We start from the raw sequence: 21,246 nt of genomic DNA, 5'->3' as shown, positions 1-21,246 counted from the left end.
TCACCGCTCCGCGAAACGCTTGCGCTTTTCGGCGAACGCGGCGACCGCATCCCTCCGCTCAGGCGATGCGAAAGTGATGGTCTCCAGAGCAGTCGACGTATCCAGCAATAGGTGCGAATACTGCTTGATGATCTTGTTGACGCTGTATTTCGTCCAAATGATCGCTTCCCTCGGACCGCTCGCGAGCATCTCAGCGTATTCGATCGCGGCCTCCTTGACGTCTCTGTCGGAAATGACCTCGTTGATCATTCCGATGGAAGCCGCCTTTTCCGCGGAAATGAATTCGCCAGTCATGAGATAGTGTTTCGCACGGGCAGGCCCCATCAGGAGAGGCCAGATCACAGCCCCTCCGTCGCCTGCGACGACACCCGCCGTGACATGCGTATCGGCGAACCGTGCTGTTGGACTTGCGAAGATGACATCGCAAAATAGCGCTAGCGTCGCGCCCAGACCGACAGCAACGCCGTTGACTGCAGCAACGATCGGGACTTCGACTTCCAGCATATTCCGAATCAGATGACGCCCACCTCGGGTCGGCGAAGGAATCGGGCTCTTGTCGAGCGTCTTCTGATCGCCACCGGAACAGAAGCCGCGCCCGGCGCCCGTCAGCACGATTGCGCGTGTCGCCTTGTCGTCGTCCAGCTCGACGAAGACGCGCTCCAGCTCGTGGTGCATATCCCAGTTGATCGCATTCAGGATTTCCGGGCGGTTCATCGTTATGACGGCAACACCGCTCGGCCGCCGCTCGACAATCAGATATTTGTAGCCCTGCTTCGACATTGGTCTGCTCCCGTGTTTTCCTGGAAACTTTACTTTTGCGGCCGCATGGCGCGAATCTGACCGAGGATCTCCTCCGTCGGCCGCACGACATTGTTTCTGTCATTGAAGTGCGGGATGACGTAGCGCCCGACCATTTCAATCGCTTCCATGATCTTCTCGTGATTTACGGAGTCCAGATGCAGAAGGACCTCATCAATGCCCAATGCCTGGAACTTTTCGATCTGTCGAATGACGGTATCGGGGCTTCCGCAAACCGTAGTTGCCGAGTGATTGAGCAGATAGTCCCAGTCCTTGGCGGCGCGCTCCATGGCGGGTACGCTCTCGCTCATGTACGCGTAATCATCGGCAATCTTTGCCAAGCGCGGATAAGCGTCGGTCGAGATCTTCGCATAATTCATCAACGGCTCGGCGTAGTCTTCCTTCGCCTTCTGATCCGTAGGACCAATCCCAAAAAAGAGCGGAATGCCGATGCGTGGGCGCTCGAGCGGCCCAAGCTCGTCACGCTTCCAGGATCGACGATAGGAGTTGAGCAGCTTTTCCTGGACCTCCCATCCCTGGTAGATCGAATTGCTCATTACAGCGAGGCCTTCGGCGCCAGCCCAGCTGTGACTGCGTTCGCTCGTGGCAGCGATGCCGATGACCGGATGGGGCTTCTGCAGGGGCTTCGGGACAAGCATTCGCGGCGGAACCTGGTAGTACTTGCCCTCGAAGGTGAAGATGTCTTCGCGCATCGATTTCTTCAGAAGCGCGATCCCCTCCTCCATTTGAGCGAGCGTCTCACCCGGATCGACGTTGAACGCGCGCATCGCGATGGTGGTATTGGCTCGACCGGCGTAGAACTCCATGCGACCGTTCGAGAGAATGTCCGTCACCGCCAAGCGCTCCGCGGTCCGCAAGGCGTGATTGATCTTCTGCGGCATCAAAGTGACCGCCGGCCTCAGCTTGATGCGCGAGGTGACGGCAGCGAGGTAGCCATAGACCACCTCTGGCGCCGAGCTCGAAATGCCGCCCAATGCGACGTGTTGTTCGGAGAGCGAGGCGCAATCGAACCCCATTTTTTCTGCGAGGCGCACCTCGTCCACCAGCTCATGGAGTCGGCGCGCATAACTCTGCCCGACCTGGGTTTCCTGCTCCGACCAAAACCCGAACGTAAGTGCCATCTTCTTAATCCTCAGGGAGTTTCGAGATGGCCTAACATTTCATAAGCACAGCAATATTTTCGTCCGAATGCAGGGTCTCGCTACGCAACTTTCCAAATTTTGTGCTGTACGCAGCCGAATCGCGTCATGTCTCAGGACATCGCCGTCCTTCGTCGCAACGACGTGACGGTTTACTTGGGGACAGTGCTCGAAGAGCGGGATGCGCTCGATACGCCCCGGTCTATTTGTCAAAGGACGCGACGAGGAGCTCTGTTATCGCCTCAAGACATCGCTCGCCAATTGCCGCAGTCGACCCATGCGGATCGCCAATGATGCCGTTGGCAGTGACCGATTTGACGCCGTTTCTCCACATGGACCGAAGTTGCTCTTCAGACAGCGCGCCAAGGTGCCCCGCCTCGAACCGATCCGGCCGCACGCTGTCGGGACGCAGATACAGCATGAGAGACGTCTCCGCTATGTCGGCATGCCCGCCGACCGCATCTGGGTTTGCGCCGGCCTCTTTAACGGCGCTTCGCCACCTGTCGATCCAGGCGACCGAATCGGAGAATGCGTCGATCTCGACGTCTTCGGGAATAGCCTGCTTCAATCGAGGAAGCATGTCGCGCAGGATTGGAAAATTACCGATGTGTCCCGAGAACAGCAGGATCCGCTTGAAGCCGTGCCGAGCGAGACTTGTGCAGTAGTCGAGGCAGATCGCTTCGAACGTTTCAGGACGAAGGGAGATGGTGCCGGGAAATACGAGATGGTGAGCTGAGCAGCCGACCTTGATTGTCGGTGCGATCAAAGCATTTCCAAGATGCCGTGCCACCTTAGATGCGAGCGCATCAGCGTGGTCGGCATCCATGCAAAGAGGAAGATGCGGTCCATGTTGCTCGACGGCCCCGCACGGTACCAGGATCGTCGACGTCCCCTGCGCCAGGGCCGCCGACACCTGCTCGAAATTCATCAACTCCAGTCGAACTTCATCAGAAGAAGCGAATTCGGTCATCGATGCCTACTTTGCGTTTTTCGACAGAAATCGGGCCCGCGCATCTGCCGAACTGTCTCCCGTCAGGTAGGCCCCAAGATCCTCAATTGTCATCGCCTCAAGGGAGGCGTCGTCCATCTGGTCCGTCAGGTTCAGCGAGCGCTTGATGGCCGCAAATAGCCTTTGATCCTTTCCGCGAAGGTACTTACACTCTTCTAACGCCCGCGACGTCACGTCCGAAGTCGCTGCAATCTCGTCGATTGCTCCGATCTCGAGTGCTTTCCTTGCATCGACCAGCTCGCCCCAATATAGCAGCGCTCGCGCATCACGAAGTCCCAGTTTCTGCACTGCCTTCCGCATGCCTTTGGCCGCGGGCAAGAGACCATGGTTGATCTCCGGGAAACCGATCTTGCACTCGCCATTCGCGATCACGTAATCGGCGTGCAGAAGAAATTCCAACGCGCCGCCGACAGCGTAACCTCGGACGGCACACACAAGCGGCGCCGGATATCGCTCCATCTCGCAAAGGAGCGCATGGAACGACCTCATACGAGGCCGGGATATCTCGATGCCCATCACTTCCTTTATGTCGCCGCCTGCACTGAAGAACCGGGTACCCTGACCAGTCAGAACAATACCTGGCGGCATCGCCTGGCTGGCAAGCGCCCGAAAGGCATCCAGCAAGCGCTCAACTAGTTCGTTGTTTAACGCGTTTGCCGGTGGCCTATTCATAGTCATTGTGACCAGGTCAAGGTGGCGATCGATTAAGAGGGCATCATCCTGTATCATGAGTAGAGCCTAGGTGACGTACCTCGGAATTGATTGCTGTACACCGCTTCATCGTCGGCCGGCATCAACACAAAAGGTTGCCCCGGCGGCACATTGCGGCATTATCTGCTTAGGCGGCTTGCAATTCCGCTGGTCCGAGGGACCGTTAAGTAAGAGAGAGAGAGAGAGAGAGAGAGAGAGAGAGAGAGCACAGTGCTCGGCGCAATTTGCGCCACAGCTCCGCTACATTCCGAGATATGCGCGTTGAATCTCGGAATTGTTGAGCAATTCTTGACTCGATCCGTGCAGTACGATTGAACCATTCTCCAGGACATAGCCGCGATTGCTCAAGGCAAGCGATTTCGCCACGTTCTGTTCGACCAGCAGCACTGTAATCCCTTGCTCGTGGAGCGATTTCACTACGCCAAACATCACGTCTGTCAGTGCAGGCGATAACCCAATCGACGGCTCGTCGAACATAACCATTTCGGGCTTCGACATGATCGCACGTCCGATCGCCAACATCTGCTGTTCGCCCCCAGATAGCGTCCCGGCCAGTTGCCGTCTACGCTCCCGTAGTCTCTCAAACAGTTGGTAGACGAACTCAAGCGTCTCGAGCTGATAGGCCTTCGCGCGCTTCAGTGATCCGCCTAGCAGAAGATTTTCCTCGACAGAGAGGCTGCCGAAAATCTGTCGACCCTCGGCGACCTGCGCTATACCGCGTTCGCATATCTCCCATGGGGGCAGCCCAGTAATATTGACGCCGTTCATTTTTACGGTGCCACTTGAAGATCGTACTATACCCGAGATTGATCTGATGAGCGACGTTTTCCCTGCACCATTCGCCCCAACGACGCAGATCAACTCTCCTTTGCGTATCTGCAGCGAGACGCCGTTTAATGCGCTCGATCCGTCGTAGGCAACAAAGAGCCCGTCAATCGATAAGAGCGCCGCGTCAAGCATGGAAGCCTGCCCCTAGATAGCTATCAAGAACCTTCTGATCGGCAACCACTTCTGCGGGACTTCCCTCCGCGATCTTGGCACCGTGATGAAGTACGACGACGTTCGACGCGACTTCCATCACGATCCGCATGACGTGTTCGACGAGGAGGATCGTCAGGCCGCCTTCGGCAAGTGTCTGCAGCACTCGGACGACACCCGCCGCTTCTGTCGGTCGAAGGCCCGCCATTACTTCATCCAGCAACAGCAGTTTTGGCCGAGTGGATAACGCCTTCGCCGTCTCCAGCATTTTCCGATCCGGAAGCGTTAGCTGGTCCGTCCGCGCAGTGGCCTTGCCGGCGAGTCCGACGCTTTCAAGGGATTCGTAGGCTTTCGATTTTGCTTCCTTTACGCTTTTGGTCCAGCTGAAGGCGCCCACCATTGCGTTCTCGAGCACGGACATATCACGCATTGGTCGAACGATTTGAAATGTTCTTGCGATACCCATCCTGCAGACAATTTCCGGAGGGGTACTGTCGATCTGGCGTCCTTCGAAGAACACCTGTCCGCTGGTCGGGCTCAGGGAGCCGGCGACAAGGTTGAAACAGGTCGTCTTTCCCGCACCATTCGGCCCAATGAGCGCAGTAATACGTCCGGCCTCTAGCGTGAAGTTGACGTCCTTGACCGCAACCAATCCCCCAAACGATCGAGAGAGGTTCTTTACTTCCAATAAAGCCGTCATTCCTCGGCCTTCCTCAGATGCGGCAACCACAGTCGGGATGGCGCCTGAATTGCTTTGCAGAGACGCACGATCGCCGGCCAGATGCCATCTGGCAGAAACCAGACGACCAAAATGAGGACAATACCGTAAGCGATATTGTTCAGCCCCGGAATCCGAAGATTGTCGCCGATGGCACTCATCAAATGGTTCAGAGGGATCGCGGCAAGCGAGCCAATCAGAGGACCGAACGTCGTCCCCAGCCCACCGACCACAGGTCCGATCAGCACATCAACAGAGAGCCCCATACCCATGATCGAGTCCGGGAATATCGACCCTTGCACGAGTCCCAGAACCCCACCGCCCGCCGCGGCCGCTGCGGCGGATACAGAGATCACAAGAATCTTGTGCCGGAAAGTGCGGACGCCCAGCGCTCGTGCGGCCGGTTCATCGTCTCGCATCGCTCGCCACACGTATCCGAGGTAGGATCGTGAAATGAGTTCGGTTCCTATAATTCCCAGCGCGGCCAGTGCGAGCGCGACAAAGTAATAGAAGCGGGCTCCTCCCCGGAGCATTGAGAATTCGATCGCGCCAGTTGGCGCCGGAAAGAACAGCCCCTGCATTGCGCCAACGAATTCCCATCCACTGAACATGATCCTGGCAAACTCCGCAGCCGCAATCGTCAGCAGCGCGAAATAGATTTCGCGCACTTCGAAGCGGAAGCTCAACCAGGCCAATGCCGCACCGACTGACCCGGCAATGATCATTCCAAGGAAGAGGCCAATCCACGGCGAGATTCCGTACTTTACGTAGAGGACGCCAACCGAATAGGCACCTAGCCCGACAAAAAGCGCATGGCCAATCGATAGTTGGCCGCCGATGCCGAGCATCAAGTTCCAGGACTGCCCCAGGAAAGTGAATAGCAACACGATCGTCATCAGTGAGATAAAGTACGGATCTGCAGAAGAGCCCACGAACGCAAGAACGATGAAGACCATCGCTCCCGCGAGCCACCGCTTTATTTCAGGCCCGCCGTCAAATCTCTTTTGCACCGAAGAACCCTCTCGGACGGAAAATCAGGATGATGATGAGGAGCGCATAGGGAAGCGCCGTCTTCATCGACGGTGTGAACATTAGTGCCGCAATTGCCTCGGCAACGCCGATAACAAAGCCTCCCAGCAGCGCTCCGCTGAAGCTGCCGAGACCACCGACAATGACCGTCACGAAAGCAAGAAGCGTGAAGTCAACGGCGAGATAGGGTTGGGCATCAAACAGAGGAGATATCAGCGCCCCGGCTACACCGGCGCAGGCAGCCCCAATTCCGAACGTCACCGCGTAGACCCGTGGAATGTTCAATCCAACGACAAGCCCTCCCAACCGGTTGTCTGCGGCCGCTCGCAACGCCCGGCCAAGCGAGGAAAACCGGAGGTATACTCCCAGCAGAGCGATAAGCACACCCGCGGTTATCGCCGCCTGCAATCTCGCCAGATCGAGCGTCACGAAGCCGAGTGATACAGTGCGAAACGATAGTAGAGAAGCGCTCGGACGCGGGTCAGGCCCGAAGGCGACCAGAAGGACGCCGCTAAAGAGCAGTGATAGACCGATGAATACAATGAATTGGTAATGATGGGGCCGGTTGACGAACCGCTTCACTATCAGGGCTTCCAGGAGGTACCCGAAAAAGAACATGACGACCGCAGCAATTGCCGCCGCTACGATGATCGGGGCGTCCCAAAGACGGACCGCCCAGTATCCGATATAGACGCCGAAGACGACCATCTCACCGTGAGCGAAGTTTACCACCCGCATCACGCCGAATATGATGGTCAACCCCAGCGCCACCAAGCCATAAACGAGACCAAGCAGAATGCCGCTCGCAAGAACGTTGAGCCAAAGTGACAACATTAGTGAGCAACGAGCGGTACGAGTGGACACCGCAGCCAGGACATTGGGATGCCCGAAGGCGCGGCTGGCGCCTCGCGTCCATCGCTCCAAATCGAGATGACTTCGCTAATGGCTTTCCGCCTGGTCTCCTCAACGCTCATCGCCGCACCCTTGCTCCAGAATTGACCTTTATTGGCTACAAACATCGGTTCATAGAAGCGGTGTTAGTATCCGCTCCATGCCTCAAGCACGTTCCCCGAACCAGTCGGAGTTCTAACGCTTCGGTACTGTGAATTCGCCATTCACATAGACAAGGGGGTCGCGATCGGCGTTTATCGCTTGTGCGACCACCTCACCGACGAAGATCGTATGACTGCCAGCATCGTGAGAGTCAGTCAGTCGGCAATCGAAGCTACAAATCGCATCGATCAAACTTGGCGCTCCCGTAATCAGTTCGCGCCACAAACCGTCGGTAAAGCGTATGTCACCCTTGCTGCCGTCCTGCCCGGAGAACTTTCTTGCCAGCTCGGCGTGATCCGCCGCGAGAATATTCCAGCAGAATGATCCGCTCTGCTTTATCGTATCGTGACCGCCAGCCGACTTGTTCACGCAGACCAGCACGCTCGATGGCTCGGTCGACAATGAGCAGCCGGCCGTCAGCGTCAAACCGTGCCTGCCAGGATGCACCCCCGTAGTTACGATAGACACTGCACCCGGCACGTTGCGCATTGCGCTCCGGAATTCCTTGCTACTGAACGCAGGGATTTCTTGACTAGGCATGGGCGACACTCGGAAGTTCATGGTGATAGGTTTCCCCGATAAATCGAACCGAATCTAGTTCATAAAGCGGGTTAGACGCCCTTCTTGACCACAGCCTGAAAGAACTGAATTGTGTTGCGTTGCGGATCTTTCAAATGGGCCACCCGGCCATGCGCCCCCATCTCCCGAACTTCACCGACGAGCTCAGCGCCCTCCGCCCGCGCTCGCTCAAGCGCAGCGTCCATATCCTCCACCTCGAATACAACCACAGCATTCCGAGACTGCTCGGACACGGATTCCGCAGGGCTTGCTAAGCAAAAGGCGGCCTTATCTCCTACGAACTGAATCCACTTGCCGCGGTCAGCAAAGCGGATCGTCAATCCAAGTGCTTCGTAAAAGCGGGCCAGTGCTTCAGGTTCCGGAGCGGTAAGATAGACGTGCTTAAGCTTCATCTTCTCACTCCCTATTTGGCGAGGACCGTTTATTCATGCCTCCGCCGAGGACTACAATTGCGTGATCATAGTTGCGCTATCCCTTCGGCATTAATGTTCAAAGTCGTCATGCCCCACATGACCAATCAGCATTTTATGCCGTTACATACGGACGTAAGACTCCTCCTTCGCTAACCGGTTCCGCGAGAGGAGATAATTTGGTTGCATCTGGGTTCGAACTACTCTGATCGAAGTGCGCAGAGCTGAGGCAACTCTGCCGCGTATTCCGGCAGAGCTATGGACACAGCGCTGGCACTGCAATTTCTACCCTGCGCCAGCTCTCGGATTCACCATTTCCGACGGCCGACCCTACCCTTTGTCAGGCTCGGCTGTATCTTTCTCAGCTCATCTCTCTCAGCGCATAATTCTTGAATTTTCGCCTGTATCTTGCCGATGAGCGCTTCCGTTGCGCCCGCGTCTATTCCTGCATGTCGCAGTCGAGACGCTTCCCTACGGTGACGTCCGACCTGAACGCGCATGTGATCTATCTCATGACGAATTCGATCTAGGGTCGACATGATCGCTGCCTGCTAGTCATATTCGGACGAGCGCTCGGGAAGGCTTGTATTTAGGCTATGCCGCCTCGCTATGGCCGAGCCGCGCATTCAGCTTGCGGATCAGCTCCTCGGCCGCCTCCGCAATCACGGTGCCCGGCGGGAAGATGGCTTCGGCGCCGGCCGCGTAGAGTGCCTCGTAGTCCTGCGGCGGCACCACGCCGCCGACGATGATCATGATGTCGTCACGGCCCTGCTTCTTCAGCGCGGCCTTCAGCTCCGGCACGGCGGTGAGGTGGGCGGCAGCGAGCGAGGAGACGCCGAGGATGTGCACGTCGTTCTCGACCGCTTGGCGCGCGGCTTCGTCAGCGGTGGCGAACAGCGGCCCGATGTCGACGTCGAAGCCGATGTCGGCAAACGCCGACGCGATCACCTTCTGGCCGCGGTCGTGGCCGTCCTGGCCGATCTTGGCGACCAGGATGCGCGGGCGGCGGCCTTCCGCCTCTTCGAAGGCGTCGATCAGCGCCTGAACCTTCTCGACCTGGTTGCCCATGCTGGACGCCTCCCGCTTGTAGACGCCGGTGATGGATTTAATCTCGGCGCGGTGCCGGCCGAACACCTTCTCCATCGCGTCGGAAATCTCGCCGACGGTCGCCTTCGCGCGCGCTGCGTCGATCGCGAGCGCGAGCAGGTTGCCATTGCCTTCGCCGGCCGAGCGCGTCAGCGCGGCGAGCGCCGCATCGACGTCCTTCTGGTTGCGCTCGGACTTCAGCCGCGTCAGCTTGTCGATCTGCAAGCGCCGGACATTGGTGTTGTCGACCTTCAGGATCTCGATCCTGTCCTCGTCGGTCGGCTTGTACTTGTTGACCCCGATCACCGCTTGCTTGCCGGCATCGATCCGGGCCTGGGTCTTGGCCGAGGCCTCCTCGATGCGCAGCTTGGGCAGGCCGGCCTCGATGGCCTTGGCCATGCCGCCGAGCTCCTCGACCTCCTGGATGTGGCCCCAGGCCTTGGCCGCGAGGTCGCGCGTCAGCCGCTCGACATAATACGAGCCGCCCCAGGGATCGATGATGCGGGTGGTGCCGCTCTCCTGTTGCAGGAACAGCTGGGTGTTGCGGGCGATGCGCGCCGAGAAATCGGTCGGCAGCGCCAGCGCTTCGTCCAGCGCATTGGTATGCAGCGACTGGGTGTGGCCTTGCGTGGCCGCCATCGCCTCCACGGTCGTGCGCATCACATTGTTGAAGACGTCCTGCGCGGTCAGCGACCAGCCCGAGGTCTGGCAATGCGTGCGCAGCGACAGCGAGCGCGGGTCCTTCGGATTGAACGGCTTGAGCAGCTTCGCCCAGAGCAGCCGCGCCGCGCGCAGCTTGGCGACTTCCATGAAGAAGTTCATGCCGATCGCCCAGAAGAACGACAGCCGCGGCGCGAAGCGGTCGACATCCAGGCCGGCGGCAAGGCCGGCGCGCAGATATTCGACGCCGTCGGCGAGCGTATAGGCGAGCTCGAGGTCCTGCGTCGCGCCGGCCTCCTGCATGTGATAGCCGGAGATGGAAATAGAATTGTACTTCGGCATTTTTTGCGAGGTGTACGCGAAAATGTCCGAGATGATCCGCATCGAGGGCGCAGGCGGGTAGATGTAGGTATTGCGCACCATGAACTCTTTCAGAATGTCGTTCTGAATGGTGCCCGAAAGCTTCTCCGGCGGCACGCCTTGTTCCTCGGCGGCCGCCACGTAGAGCGCGAGGATCGGCAGCACCGCGCCGTTCATGGTCATCGAGACGCTCATCTGGTCGAGCGGAATCCCCGCGAACAGCGTGCGCATGTCGTAGATGGAATCGATGGCAACACCGGCCATGCCGACGTCGCCGCCGACGCGCGGATGGTCTGAGTCATAGCCGCGATGGGTGGCGAGGTCGAAGGCGACCGAGAGGCCCTTCTGCCCCGCAGCCAGGTTGCGGCGGTAGAACGCGTTGGAATCCTCCGCCGTGGAGAAGCCGGCATATTGCCGGACGGTCCAGGGCTGGTTGATATACATGGTCGGGTAGGGGCCGCGCAGATAGGGCGCGATGCCCGGATAGGTCTCGAGGAAATCGAGCCCGGCGATATCTGCTTCTCCGTATGCTGACTTGACCGGAATGCCCTCCGGAGTCACCCACGGATCGACGGGAACAGAAGAGGTGACGACCGAGCACCTTTCGAAAGCAACATTTGCAAAATTCGGGATACCGCTGATGGATGACATTTGAGTGCTCGCGTTCGATTGGCAATTATCCGAAGGAAATCTTCGGGTTTTGGATCCAGTCGTAAGCGGCATTTAGCGTTGCCAAGGCGTCGCAACTGACGTGAATGAAGCTGCCGATGCCAGCCCGCCGAAACGCAGCCTCGGATTGAGAGGGAAGTCCCGCCAAATAGATGTGCCTAGCACCGACTTGCTGAAGCGCTTGGGCGGAGATTTCGGCGCGCTCCGCATAGATCTTGTCGCTGGAGCAAAGGCAGGCGAGTTCGGCGCCTGAGCCTGTGAATGCGAAGGCAAGCTCGGCTGGGTCGGCGACGCCTGCGCCGTCGACAGCCTCAATTCCTCCGGCTTCGAAGAAGCTCTTCGCGAAGGTCGCGCGGGCCGTAAAGTCGGTCGGTGTGCCCAGACTAGCAAGAAACACTCGCGGCCGCATGCCGCATAGCTTCAATATCGCATCGGACTTGTCGCGGAGCGATTCGAATGGTTCCGCAAGCCGGATCGGTGGCAGTGCATCGAATACGTATTTCTGGTCAACGTTTGGCGGAAGAGCCATCGGTGTTACGTTCAGTACCGCCGCTGCGCCTTCGCCAAGGTTTGCGAACTCGCTCACCCCGGTCAGCGGGTCGCGGCGCTTCGCGAGATTGGCTTCGCGCGCCCTGCGCGTAGCTGTGATCTTCGCCTGAAACGTTCCCTGTTGGAGAGCGGCAAAGATGCCGCCGGCGTTTTCAATCTCTTGGAAACTTCTCCAGGCCGCCTCGCAAAGCTCCGTTGTTAGCGCTTCAATGCTGCCAGCACCTGCGGCAGGATCGCTAACCTTGGCAAGATTGCTTTCCTCCAGCAGCACAAGCTGCGTGTTGCGAGCCACGCGCCGGGCAAACGCGTCTGGAAGGCCCAGCGCCAACGTGTGCGGCAGCACCGTGATCGCATTGGCACCGGCTATTCCGGCAGAAAATGTCGCTATGGTAGCGCGCAACATGTTTACGGAGGGATCGCGTCGGGTCAACATACGCCAAGAGCTATCGGCCGCAATGAACAGCGGCTTTGGCGCAAGACCGCACGCCGTTTCGATGCGCGCCCAGAGGAGTCGCAGCGCGCGGAATTTAGCCATGGTCAAAAACTGGTCGGCGTCAGCAGAGAGCCGCGCATAAATCATGCTTCGCGCTTCGTCCAGCGGAATACGCGCCGCCTCCAAAGCGTGCAGATATGCCACGCCGCAGGCAAGCACGAAGGTAAGCTCCTGCACTTCTGAGCCGCCAGCATCATGAACGATACGCCCATCACTCACGGCAAAGGGCCCCCTGAACCCCAGCGTTACAAGCCCTTTGATCGAGCTGGAAACAGTCCGCGCGATTTCGTCCCAAGTGTATGGACTGCATCCGCGTAGGGCGCACGTGCCCAGCGGATCGAGCCCAAATCGAATATCGCAAACGGCAGGATCAAGGCCGAGCGACTTCACATGTTCCGCGACATGGATCGCGGCCTTACGCCCGTGTGTACCAATCTGAAGTTCGATCCCAATGCCGGCATCAAGGTGGACGTCCTCTAATGCTTTGGCGACGGCGTCCGGCGTTTGATCGAGGCCGAACCCGCGGCTACAGTTGGCGCCGGCAAAGACGAGCGCCAGGCCCGTCGCTCCGTACTCCAGATCCTCAAGGGCCTGCCTGTTGGCCGTCACCGCGTCCGGATGATCGATGCGCTGCATGATCTGCCAAGGCGCCGCGGGCGCCCGCCCCTCGACCGGCGTAGTGTCTTTCGCGCGGAGGTAAATCGGCTCGATTCTCAAGCCATCGTATGTCTTTCCAATCAGCTTTTCGAACGGCGCTCCCTTTAGCACGCCATCAACCAGCGTGCGCCAGTCCTCGCGTGAAGCAGGCGCAAAGCCGGATGCCAATGCGAACCGTTCGGTATTCATCAACTTAGTCCCAAGTGACGCCGAGCCGCCCAGCATCACTTTTATGTGTAAGTAACCGGAATTCCTGCAGACAAGCTGCCTATCTCAGGTCGCGATCTCTTGCAGTATTCAGGAAAACTCCAAAATCAGCGCGTCCACCGCGAGCGTTGCGCTGGCACTGGCGTGGATCTTCTTCACGGTGCCGTCCTGCTCGGCGCGCAGCACGTTCTGCATCTTCATGGCTTCGACGACGGCGAGCGTCTCGCCGGCCTTGACCTCCTGCCCCTCGCTGACCGCGATCGAGACGACGAGGCCCGGCATCGGGCAGAGCAGCTTCTTGCCGCTGTCGGAGGCCGTCGTCACCGGCATCAGCCGTGCGGAGGTCGCCTCGGCCTCGGTCCAGACATAGACGGCCACCTCGACGCCCTGATGCGCGAGGCGGATGCCGTTGGCGATCGGGCGGGCCTGCACGGCGACGAACTGCCCGTCGATGGTGCCCTGCCAGACCGGATCGCCCGGCTTCCATGGCGATTGCAACAGATGCGCAGTGCCGGCCTTGCCGTCGGCATCGATGAAGCGGATTGCGATCGCCTCGCCTTCGCGCGCGACCTCGAGCAGGATCTCCTGGCGGTCGAGCCAGACCGCGCGGCGCCGTTCGCGCCGCACGACGCGGCCGCCCATCTGGCCAGAGATCTGCCGCTTGCGCGCCCCGAGCACGTGATCGATCGCGGCGCCGACCGCGGCGATCCGCCGCGCGACCTCGCCTTCGGGCACGCGCACCGCAAAACCCTTGGGGAATTCCTCGGCGATGAAGCCGGTCGAGAGCCTTCCCTCGCGCCAGCGCGGATGATGCATCAGCGCCGACAGGAACGGGATGTTGTGGCGGATGCCGTCGACATAGAACGAGTCGAGTGTAGTCGCCTGCGCCTCGATCGCAGCCGCGCGCGAGGGCGCATGGGTGACGAGCTTGGCGATCATCGGATCGTAGTGGATCGAGATCTCGCCGCCCTCCTGCACGCCGGTATCGTTGCGGATGGTGATGCCGTCCTTGCTGGCTTCCGCCGGCGGGCGATATTTGACGAGCCGGCCGATCGAGGGCAGGAAGTTGCGGAACGGGTCTTCGGCATAGAGGCGCGATTCCACCGCCCAGCCGGTCAGCGTGACGTCCTTCTGCGCGATGGCGAGCTTCTCGCCGGCGGCAACGCGGATCATCTGCTCGACGAGGTCGACGCCGGTGACGAGCTCGGTGACGGGATGCTCGACCTGGAGGCGCGTGTTCATCTCCAGGAAGTAGAAGCTCTTGTCCTGACCTGCGACGAACTCGACCGTGCCGGCGGAATCGTAGTTCACGGCTTTCGCCAGCGCGACCGCCTGCTCACCCATCTTGCGACGTGTAGCCTCGTCGAGCAGCGGCGACGGCGCTTCCTCGATGACCTTCTGGTTGCGGCGTTGGATCGAGCATTCGCGCTCGCCGAGATAGATGACGTTGCCGTGCTTGTCGCCCAGCACCTGGATCTCGATGTGGCGGGGATCGACGATGAACTTTTCGACGAAGACGCGGTCGTCGCCGAACGAGGCCTTGGCCTCGGCCTTGGCGAGATTGAAGCCCTCGGCGACCTCGGCCTTCGAATGCGCGATACGCATGCCCTTGCCGCCGCCGCCGGCGGAGGCCTTGATCATCACGGGATAGCCGATCTCGTCGGCGATACGCACCGCATGCTTGTCGTCCTCGATGACGCCGAGATAGCCCGGCACGGTCGAGACCTTGGCCTTGGCGGCGGCCTTCTTGGATTCGATCTTGTCACCCATCGCGGCGATCGCCCCGGGGTTCGGGCCGATGAAGACGATGCCGGCGGCTTCCAGCGCACGCGGAAACGCCTCGCGCTCGGACAGAAAGCCGTAGCCGGGATGCACGGCCTCGGCGCCGGTCTTGCGGCAGGCTTCGACGATCTTCTCTATCACCAGATAGCTCTCGGCCGCAGCGGGCGGCCCGATCAGCACGGCCTCGTCGGCCATCTCGATATGGAGGGCGTCGCGGTCGGCCTCGGAATAGACCGCAACCGTTTGAATTCCCATGCGACGTGCGGTCTTGATGACCCGGCAGGCGATTTCGCCGCGATTGGCGATCAGGATCTTCTTAAACACTTCTCTTCTCACAACGGCAGATTGTCGTGCTTCTTGGCCGGCGTCTCGACCTTCTTGTCCTTCAGCATGCCGAGCGCTCTTGCGATCCGCTTCCGTGTCGAATGCGGCATGATGACGTCGTCGATGTAGCCGCGCTCGGCCGCAATGAAAGGCGACAGGAACCGGTCCTCGTATTCCTTGGTGCGGGCGGCGATCTTGTCGGGGTCGCTGCGGAAGATGATCTCGACCGCGCCCTTGGCGCCCATCACCGCGATCTGGGCGGTGGGCCAGGCGTAGTTCATGTCGGCCCCGATCTCCTTCGAGGCCATGACGTCGAAGGCGCCGCCATAGGCCTTGCGGGTGATGATGGTGACGAGCGGCACGGTGCACTGCGAATAGGCGAACAGCAGCTTGGCGCCGTGCTTGATCAGGCCGCCATATTCCTGCGCGGTGCCGGGCAGGAATCCCGGGACGTCGACGAAGGTGACGATCGGGATGTTGAAGGCGTCGCAGAAGCGGACGAAGCGCGCCGCTTTCCGCGATGCATCGCTGTCGAGCACGCCGGCCAGCACCATCGGCTGGTTGGCGACGAAGCCGACGGTGCGGCCCGCGATGCGGCCGAAGCCGGTGACGATGTTCTTGGCGAAGGCTTCCGCGATCTCGAAGAAGTCGCCCTCGTCCACGACCTTCAGGATCAGCTCCTTCATGTCGTAGGGCTTGTTCGGATTGTCGGGAATTAGCGTGTCCAAGGACATGTCGATCCGGGCGGTGTCGTCGAAGCTCGGCCATTCCGGCACGCCGTCGGTGTTGTTGGACGGCAGGAAGTCGATCAGGCGCCGCATCTGCAGAAGCGTCTCGACATCGTTCTCGAAGGCGCCATCGGCGATCGAGGAGCGCGTGGCGTGCACGGAGGCGCCGCCGAGCTCTTCGGCCGTGACGACCTCGTTGGTGACCGTCTTCACGACGTCGGGGCCGGTGACGAACATGTAGCTGGTGTTCTTCACCATGAAGATGAAGTCCGTCATGGCGGGCGAATAGACGTCGCCGCCGGCGCAGGGGCCCATGATGACGGAGATCTGCGGGATCACGCCGGAAGCCAGAACGTTGCGGCGGAACACGTAGGAATAGCCGGCGAGCGCGGCGACGCCTTCCTGGATGCGGGCACCACCCGCGTCATAGAGGCCGATGATGGGCGCCCTCGCCTTCATCGCCATGTCCTGCAACTTGGTGATCTTGAGCGCGTGGGTCTCCGAGAGCGAGCCGCCGAACACCGTGAAGTCCTTGGCGAACACGAAGGTCTTGCGGCCGTTGACGGTGCCCCAGCCGGTGACGACGCCATCGCCGGGGATCTTGTTCTTCTCCATGCCGAACTCGGTGGAGCGGTGCTCGACGAACATGTCGAATTCCTCGAACGATCCCTTGTCGAGCAGAAGCTCGATGCGCTCGCGCGCGGTCAGCTTGCCGCGGGCGTGCTGCGCTTCAATGCGCTTCTGCCCGCCGCCCAGCCTGGCACTCGCGCGACGGTCTTCAAGGATTTCAATGGTCGAGATCACGGAACTCTCCTCGGTGGCCCTGCCGTTGCGGTACGGCGGACCCGCTTCTCCCGCGATACACGCCCAATATCGGCCTTGAGAAGACTTGAAGACGCGCATTTGCACATGGTACAATGTTGCAAATTGAAAATTGCGAAGTTGCAAATGGCTGGCAAGCTTTTCATCGGGCGACGATTCCGCGAGGTAAGGGAGAGCACGAAGCTCACCCAAGCGGCCTTCGCTGAACGGCTGGGAATTTCCCTCAGCTATTTGAACCAGATCGAGAACAATCAGAGGCCGGTTTCGGCCTCTGTCTTGGTTCTTCTTGCGGAACGCTTTCAGGTCGACCTCAGCTCTCTGTCGGTCAATGACAACGACAGGGTCATGTCGATGCTGACGGAAGCGCTGGCCGATCCGATCTTTGCGCCCTATGCGCCGAACATCCAGGAGTTGAAACTCGTCGTTCAGAACGCGCCGGGTTTTGCGCAAGCGCTCCTCAACGCTCACCAGGCGTACCGACGAAACAGCGAACAGCTCGCCAGTCTCGACGGGCAGATCGTCAACTGGGCTGGCGAACCGACGGCTTACGAAGAAGTCCGCGATTTCTTTCATCTGGTTGACAACTACGTCCACGAGTTAGATGCTGCGGCCGAGGCACTTGCCGAGGGGCTAAACATTCCCGATGGCAACGCGACCACGGCGTTGATTAACCACCTGGAATCTCGACATGGTGTGCAGATACGCCAGAGCGGCCCCCACGAGACTTCATTACGGCAATTCGATCGTGCATCCCGCACCTTGTTGCTGAGCCAATACCTTCCAACGCCAACGCGAAACTTCCAGATTGCGCTGCAGATCGCCGCGCTTGAAGAGGAAGAAAGAATTGGTCAGATTGCAGATCGCGCCACTTTTCGATCTGCCGATGCGCGAAACGTGTGCGCAGCGGGATTGCGTAACTACTTCGCCGGCGCTCTCATTCTGCCCTATCAAAAATTCCTGCAGTCCGCTCGAGATCTACGGCACGATCTGGAGTTGCTCGCCACCAAGTTCGGCGCGAGCCTGGAACAGGTTGCCCATCGATTGTCTACCCTGCAACGACGGGGCTCCAAAGGCGTGCCCGTCTTCTTCGCTCGGCTGGACCGCGCAGGAAACATCACCAAGAGACATAGCGCGGCAAAGCTACAATTCGCGCGTTACGGCGCAGCGTGCCCACTCTGGAACGCTCACCAGGCGTTCGAGACACCTAGCCAAATTATTCGGCAACTCGCCGAGACTCCGGACGGCGTACGATTTCTTTGTATCGCAACCGAACTTTCAAAGGGCCGGGGCGGCTTCGGCGCGCCGCGCCCTCGATACGCTATAGCGTTAGGATGTGAAGTCTCCTACGCGAAGGATTTCGTGTATGCAGACGGGCTCGATCTCACAAACAAAGGCACCTATGATCCTATCGGAATCTCGTGCCGGATCTGTGAGCGCACCAGCTGCCCTCAGCGAGCGATACCTCCACTAAAGAGCAGACTGAAACTCGACCGTGACCGCAGGGATATATTGCCTTATCACATTTCGAGTTGAGCTAATGTCTGCAGTCCCCGGCCGACATCTTCGCATGTGACCACGGCCGACGGCAGGTCCCTCGGCTCGCGGATCACTACCTTACATGGCCTTCCCTGGAGCGAGATTCCCAGCGGTATCGGGCAAAAGATTCACCGCTTACGCGCGCCCTGCACCACGTTCCTTTTTGATCTCCATGAGGAGAGCCGCCGCTCCAACCCGCTTGTTGAACGGAGTTAATTGCTTGTTGAGCCCTTAAAGAACCGTTTATGCCAAGGGTAGCGTCCAGGCAGTAAGCAATTGCTGATTTTGGAACCGCGTTGCTCCACGGCTGCAACGACAGGCACGCCTTTAGAAGTTTCGCCTTTGGCGCTGCCAAATAGATTGTCCGTTTTTCGATATAAGTCGTCATTTTATCGAAATTCTACAAGCCCGCGCAGCGGTTAGCATTCGTTTCATCGAGATGTCATCACGCGAGATAACGCGAGGGGCCGGGCCTCGATACCATGACGAACGCTTGCCCACGGGAGAAACCGACATGACGACGACAGCTTTGGATAGGATCGATATCAAGATCCTGAATGAACTGCAGCAGAACGCCAGCTTAACCAACGTAGAGCTCGCTTCCCGCGTCAATCTCTCACCATCCCCCTGTCTCGCTCGAGTTCGCACGCTCGAACGACTGGGGGTCATTGACCGAAGAATTGCCGTGTTGGATCCGGCAGTTCTCGGTATCGGCGTCACTGCTTTCATACAGATCAAGCTTGAAAAGCAAATTCAACTGTCCCTTGACAGTTTCACGCGCTCAATAGATCGCCTGAGTGAGGTGATGGAGTGCTATCTCATGACAGGGGACAGCGACTACCTTCTGCGTGTCATGGTGTCAGACGTCGAGGCCCTTGAAGACCTCATCGTGAACAAGCTCTCGCGCATAGCTGGTGTTTGCAGCATTCGCTCAAGCTTAGCATTGAAGCGCATATCCCATAAGACAGTGCTTCCTATCGACACAAACCGTCCTGTTCAGATCAGGCCGGTCCATCCGTCTTCTAGACGCGTCGAGAGACCCGCCAAATCCCAATATGACGCTTCGGCTCAGGCACGGCTCGACGGCGGAATGAACATAGAGACATCGCGGATCTTTGATCACAGCACAGCCGGGCTTTAGCGCCGACCAAAGCGCGATGCCATAACGACTGTCGAGAGCGAACTCCAACCACCGTGGTCAACAGATAGTCCGATCTGAATTCACGATGCACTTCAATGGATGCAGAGCAAAATGACGACTAATCCATTCGACACGCACTTGGATAAAGCGCAAGCGAATTTTGTACCGTTGACCCCGGTCAGCTTTCTACGGCGCAGCGCTCACGTTTATCCCGATCTCACAAGTGTTATCTACGAGGAAAGACGCTTCACTTGGAGGGAGACTTTCGAGCGTTGCACGCGATTTGCTTCTTTTCTGGATCAGAACGGCATCCGCCGAGGCGATACTGTCGCTGTGATGCTACCAAACGTACCAGCCATGGTGGAATCGCACTTTTCCATACCGATGATCGGAGCGATCATTCATGCCATCAATATACGGCTTGATGCTGCTAGCATCGCGTTTCAGCTCGATCATGGCGGCGCCAAAGTCCTGCTGGTCGACCCAGAATTTGCAGGTCTCATTCGGGAGGCGATCGCGCTCTTATCCGGACCGAAGCCACTAATCGTCGATGTCGGCGACACTCACTTCTCGAGCGCTGCAATCGGGGACATCGACTACGAAGCTGCACTCGCGTCCGGCGACGCCGCCTTCGCATGGCATCATCCGAATGACGAGTGGGATGCAATTGCCCTCAGTTATACCTCTGGAACTACAGGTGATCCAAAGGGAGTCGTAACGCATTATCGCGGAGCCTATCTGAGCGCCGTTAGCACCATCCTCGCCGGCAATCTCGGCCAGCATCCGGTCTATCTCTGGACGCTGCCGATGTTTCACTGCAACGGCTGGTGCTTCCCCTGGACGCTCGCAGCGGCCGCCGGCATTAATGTCTGCCTGCGCAAGGTCGAGCCGACCAGGATCTTCGAGCTGATCAAGCAGCACGGCGTCACCCACATGTGCGGCGCGCCAATCGTCTACAACACGCTGATCAACGCGCCCGACGCGCTGAAGGGCAATGCGGCCCGCCGCGTCGTGGGCCTGATCGCCGGCGCGGCGCCGCCGGTTGCTGTGCTCGAAGGCGCTGAGAGCATCGGCATCAAGCTCACGCACGTCTACGGCCTGACCGAGGTCTACGGCCCCGCCTCCGTCTGCGCCGAGCAACCTGGCTGGGACGAGTTGCCCGCCACCGAGCGCGCGAAGATGAAGAGCCGGCAGGGCGTGCCTTACCATCTGCAGGACGCCGTTACGGTCATAAGTCCCGAGACGATGCAGGAAGTACCGCGTGACGGCGAGACGATCGGCGAAGTCGTGTTCCGCGGCAACATTGTGATGAAGGGTTATCTGAAAAACGAGAAGGCCACCCGGCAGGCCTTCGAGGGCGGCTGGTTTCACACCGGCGATCTCGGCGTGCTCGATGAACATGGCTACGTCATCATCAAAGACCGGTCGAAGGACATCATCATTTCAGGCGGCGAGAACATATCATCGGTGGAAGTCGAAGACGTGCTCTACAAACATCCGGCCGTGTTGTTTGCTGCTGTGGTCGCCAAGCCAGACGTGAAATGGGGCGAAGTCCCGTGTGCTTTTGTCGAGCTCAAAGACAATACCGCGGCAACAGAAGCCGAACTCATTGCTTTTTGCAGAAATCAGCTCTCGGGATTCAAGACACCGAAAGCAGTCATTTTTGGCTCGATTCCAAAGACCTCCACCGGAAAGATTCAGAAGTTCCTGTTGCGTGACAGGGCTGGATCAGCGAAGGCAATAGCGGGCTAGAGCGGACGCGTCGAAAACACGCTTGGCAATTGAGC

The 21,246-nt window shown here is 59.2% G+C and carries 17 protein-coding genes and 1 riboswitch; of the genes, 3 read left to right on the top strand and 14 right to left on the bottom strand.

Annotated features, from left to right (window positions below; translation table 11 throughout):
• From BLV07_RS23720 to BLV07_RS23655, 14 genes are all read right to left on the bottom strand, one after another.
• Complete coding sequence (locus tag BLV07_RS23720; RefSeq protein WP_091890190.1) at positions 1-780, bottom strand: enoyl-CoA hydratase/isomerase family protein; 780 nt, start codon at positions 778-780, stop codon at positions 1-3.
• 29 nt (positions 781-809) lie between these two features.
• Entirely contained in the window at positions 810-1,940 is a 1,131-nt protein-coding gene (locus tag BLV07_RS23715; RefSeq protein WP_091890187.1) for an LLM class flavin-dependent oxidoreductase, read from the bottom strand.
• A 220-nt stretch (positions 1,941-2,160) separates the two neighbouring features.
• The gene (locus BLV07_RS23710; RefSeq protein ID WP_091890184.1) at positions 2,161-2,928 is read right to left on the bottom strand and encodes a creatininase family protein; all 768 of its coding nucleotides are present in this window, start codon (positions 2,926-2,928) and stop codon (positions 2,161-2,163) included.
• A 6-nt stretch (positions 2,929-2,934) separates the two neighbouring features.
• A complete protein-coding gene (locus tag BLV07_RS23705) occupies positions 2,935-3,696 on the bottom strand; it encodes an enoyl-CoA hydratase/isomerase family protein (protein ID WP_091890181.1) in 762 nt (253 codons plus the stop codon).
• 222 nt (positions 3,697-3,918) lie between these two features.
• Positions 3,919-4,638 carry an ABC transporter ATP-binding protein gene (locus tag BLV07_RS23700; RefSeq protein WP_091890178.1) on the bottom strand — a complete coding sequence of 240 codons (720 nt, stop codon included), beginning with the start codon at positions 4,636-4,638 and terminating at the stop codon, positions 3,919-3,921.
• On the bottom strand, positions 4,631-5,356 hold the full coding sequence (locus BLV07_RS23695) for an ABC transporter ATP-binding protein (RefSeq protein WP_091890176.1): 726 nt from the start codon (positions 5,354-5,356) through the stop codon (positions 4,631-4,633). The genes BLV07_RS23700 and BLV07_RS23695 overlap by 8 nt, the downstream gene beginning before the upstream one ends.
• Positions 5,353-6,330 (bottom strand): branched-chain amino acid ABC transporter permease, encoded by a 978-nt coding sequence (locus tag BLV07_RS23690; protein WP_091890173.1) that lies wholly within the window; start codon positions 6,328-6,330, stop codon positions 5,353-5,355. Before BLV07_RS23690 ends, BLV07_RS23695 begins: the two co-directional genes overlap by 4 nt.
• 37 nt (positions 6,331-6,367) lie before the next feature.
• Entirely contained in the window at positions 6,368-7,237 is an 870-nt protein-coding gene (locus tag BLV07_RS23685) for a branched-chain amino acid ABC transporter permease (protein WP_091890170.1), read from the bottom strand.
• Positions 7,238-7,489: 252 nt separating this feature from the next.
• A complete protein-coding gene (locus BLV07_RS23680; RefSeq protein ID WP_244551197.1) occupies positions 7,490-7,945 on the bottom strand; it encodes a flavin reductase family protein in 456 nt (151 codons plus the stop codon).
• A 122-nt stretch (positions 7,946-8,067) separates the two neighbouring features.
• Positions 8,068-8,427, bottom strand: a complete 360-nt coding sequence (locus tag BLV07_RS23675) for a VOC family protein (RefSeq protein ID WP_091890167.1) — start codon at positions 8,425-8,427, stop codon at positions 8,068-8,070.
• 612 nt (positions 8,428-9,039) lie between these two features.
• Positions 9,040-11,193, bottom strand: a complete 2,154-nt coding sequence (gene scpA / locus BLV07_RS23670) for a methylmalonyl-CoA mutase (protein ID WP_091890317.1) — start codon at positions 11,191-11,193, stop codon at positions 9,040-9,042.
• Positions 11,194-11,227: 34 nt separating this feature from the next.
• Positions 11,228-13,108, bottom strand: coding sequence for a methylmalonyl-CoA mutase subunit beta (locus BLV07_RS23665; protein ID WP_091890314.1), 1,881 nt, complete (start codon positions 13,106-13,108; stop codon positions 11,228-11,230).
• 108 nt (positions 13,109-13,216) lie between these two features.
• On the bottom strand, positions 13,217-15,232 hold the full coding sequence (locus BLV07_RS23660) for an acetyl-CoA carboxylase biotin carboxylase subunit (RefSeq protein WP_091890164.1): 2,016 nt from the start codon (positions 15,230-15,232) through the stop codon (positions 13,217-13,219).
• Positions 15,233-15,240: 8 nt separating this feature from the next.
• Complete coding sequence (locus BLV07_RS23655) at positions 15,241-16,761, bottom strand: acyl-CoA carboxylase subunit beta (RefSeq protein WP_502690206.1); 1,521 nt, start codon at positions 16,759-16,761, stop codon at positions 15,241-15,243.
• Positions 16,762-16,908: 147 nt separating this feature from the next.
• On the opposite strand from BLV07_RS23655, the gene BLV07_RS23650 reads away from it, so the two are divergent.
• The 3 genes from BLV07_RS23650 (at position 16,909) to BLV07_RS23640 (ending at position 21,211) form a co-directional block, all read left to right on the top strand.
• A complete protein-coding gene (locus BLV07_RS23650; RefSeq protein WP_091890161.1) occupies positions 16,909-18,315 on the top strand; it encodes a helix-turn-helix domain-containing protein in 1,407 nt (468 codons plus the stop codon).
• A gap of 34 nt (positions 18,316-18,349) precedes the next feature.
• A riboswitch (cobalamin riboswitch) is annotated at positions 18,350-18,520 on the bottom strand.
• A gap of 312 nt (positions 18,521-18,832) precedes the next feature.
• Positions 18,833-19,459 carry an Lrp/AsnC family transcriptional regulator gene (locus BLV07_RS23645; protein WP_091890159.1) on the top strand — a complete coding sequence of 209 codons (627 nt, stop codon included), beginning with the start codon at positions 18,833-18,835 and terminating at the stop codon, positions 19,457-19,459.
• Between the two features lie 111 nt (positions 19,460-19,570).
• Positions 19,571-21,211, top strand: a complete 1,641-nt coding sequence (locus BLV07_RS23640) for an acyl-CoA synthetase (protein ID WP_091890307.1) — start codon at positions 19,571-19,573, stop codon at positions 21,209-21,211.
• Positions 21,212-21,246 lie beyond the last annotated feature (35 nt).

Origin of the sequence: Bradyrhizobium sp. Rc2d, from assembly GCF_900099855.1 — a bacterium.
Lineage (GTDB): Bacteria > Pseudomonadota > Alphaproteobacteria > Rhizobiales > Xanthobacteraceae > Bradyrhizobium.
The sequence above is the reverse complement of the archived record's forward strand: the minus strand, read 5'-3'. Positions and strand labels throughout refer to the sequence as shown.

What these genes read in the sequence shown, in the direction of transcription:
- BLV07_RS23675 (WP_091890167.1), bottom strand. Translation starts at nt 8,427, where the DNA reads ATGAAGCTTAAGCACGTCTATCTTACCGCTCCGGAACCTGAAGCACTG.
- BLV07_RS23685 (WP_091890170.1), bottom strand. Translation starts at nt 7,237, where the DNA reads ATGTTGTCACTTTGGCTCAACGTTCTTGCGAGCGGCATTCTGCTTGGT.
- BLV07_RS23640 (WP_091890307.1), top strand. Translation starts at nt 19,571, where the DNA reads ATGACGACTAATCCATTCGACACGCACTTGGATAAAGCGCAAGCGAAT.
- BLV07_RS23700 (WP_091890178.1), bottom strand. Translation starts at nt 4,638, where the DNA reads ATGCTTGACGCGGCGCTCTTATCGATTGACGGGCTCTTTGTTGCCTAC.
- BLV07_RS23715 (WP_091890187.1), bottom strand. Translation starts at nt 1,940, where the DNA reads ATGGCACTTACGTTCGGGTTTTGGTCGGAGCAGGAAACCCAGGTCGGG.
- BLV07_RS23645 (WP_091890159.1), top strand. Translation starts at nt 18,833, where the DNA reads ATGACGACGACAGCTTTGGATAGGATCGATATCAAGATCCTGAATGAA.
- BLV07_RS23650 (WP_091890161.1), top strand. Translation starts at nt 16,909, where the DNA reads ATGGCTGGCAAGCTTTTCATCGGGCGACGATTCCGCGAGGTAAGGGAG.
- BLV07_RS23720 (WP_091890190.1), bottom strand. Translation starts at nt 780, where the DNA reads ATGTCGAAGCAGGGCTACAAATATCTGATTGTCGAGCGGCGGCCGAGC.
- BLV07_RS23690 (WP_091890173.1), bottom strand. Translation starts at nt 6,330, where the DNA reads ATGGTCTTCATCGTTCTTGCGTTCGTGGGCTCTTCTGCAGATCCGTAC.
- BLV07_RS23705 (WP_091890181.1), bottom strand. Translation starts at nt 3,696, where the DNA reads ATGATACAGGATGATGCCCTCTTAATCGATCGCCACCTTGACCTGGTC.
- BLV07_RS23665 (WP_091890314.1), bottom strand. Translation starts at nt 13,108, where the DNA reads ATGAATACCGAACGGTTCGCATTGGCATCCGGCTTTGCGCCTGCTTCA.
- BLV07_RS23710 (WP_091890184.1), bottom strand. Translation starts at nt 2,928, where the DNA reads ATGACCGAATTCGCTTCTTCTGATGAAGTTCGACTGGAGTTGATGAAT.
- BLV07_RS23680 (WP_244551197.1), bottom strand. Translation starts at nt 7,945, where the DNA reads ATGCGCAACGTGCCGGGTGCAGTGTCTATCGTAACTACGGGGGTGCAT.
- BLV07_RS23695 (WP_091890176.1), bottom strand. Translation starts at nt 5,356, where the DNA reads ATGACGGCTTTATTGGAAGTAAAGAACCTCTCTCGATCGTTTGGGGGA.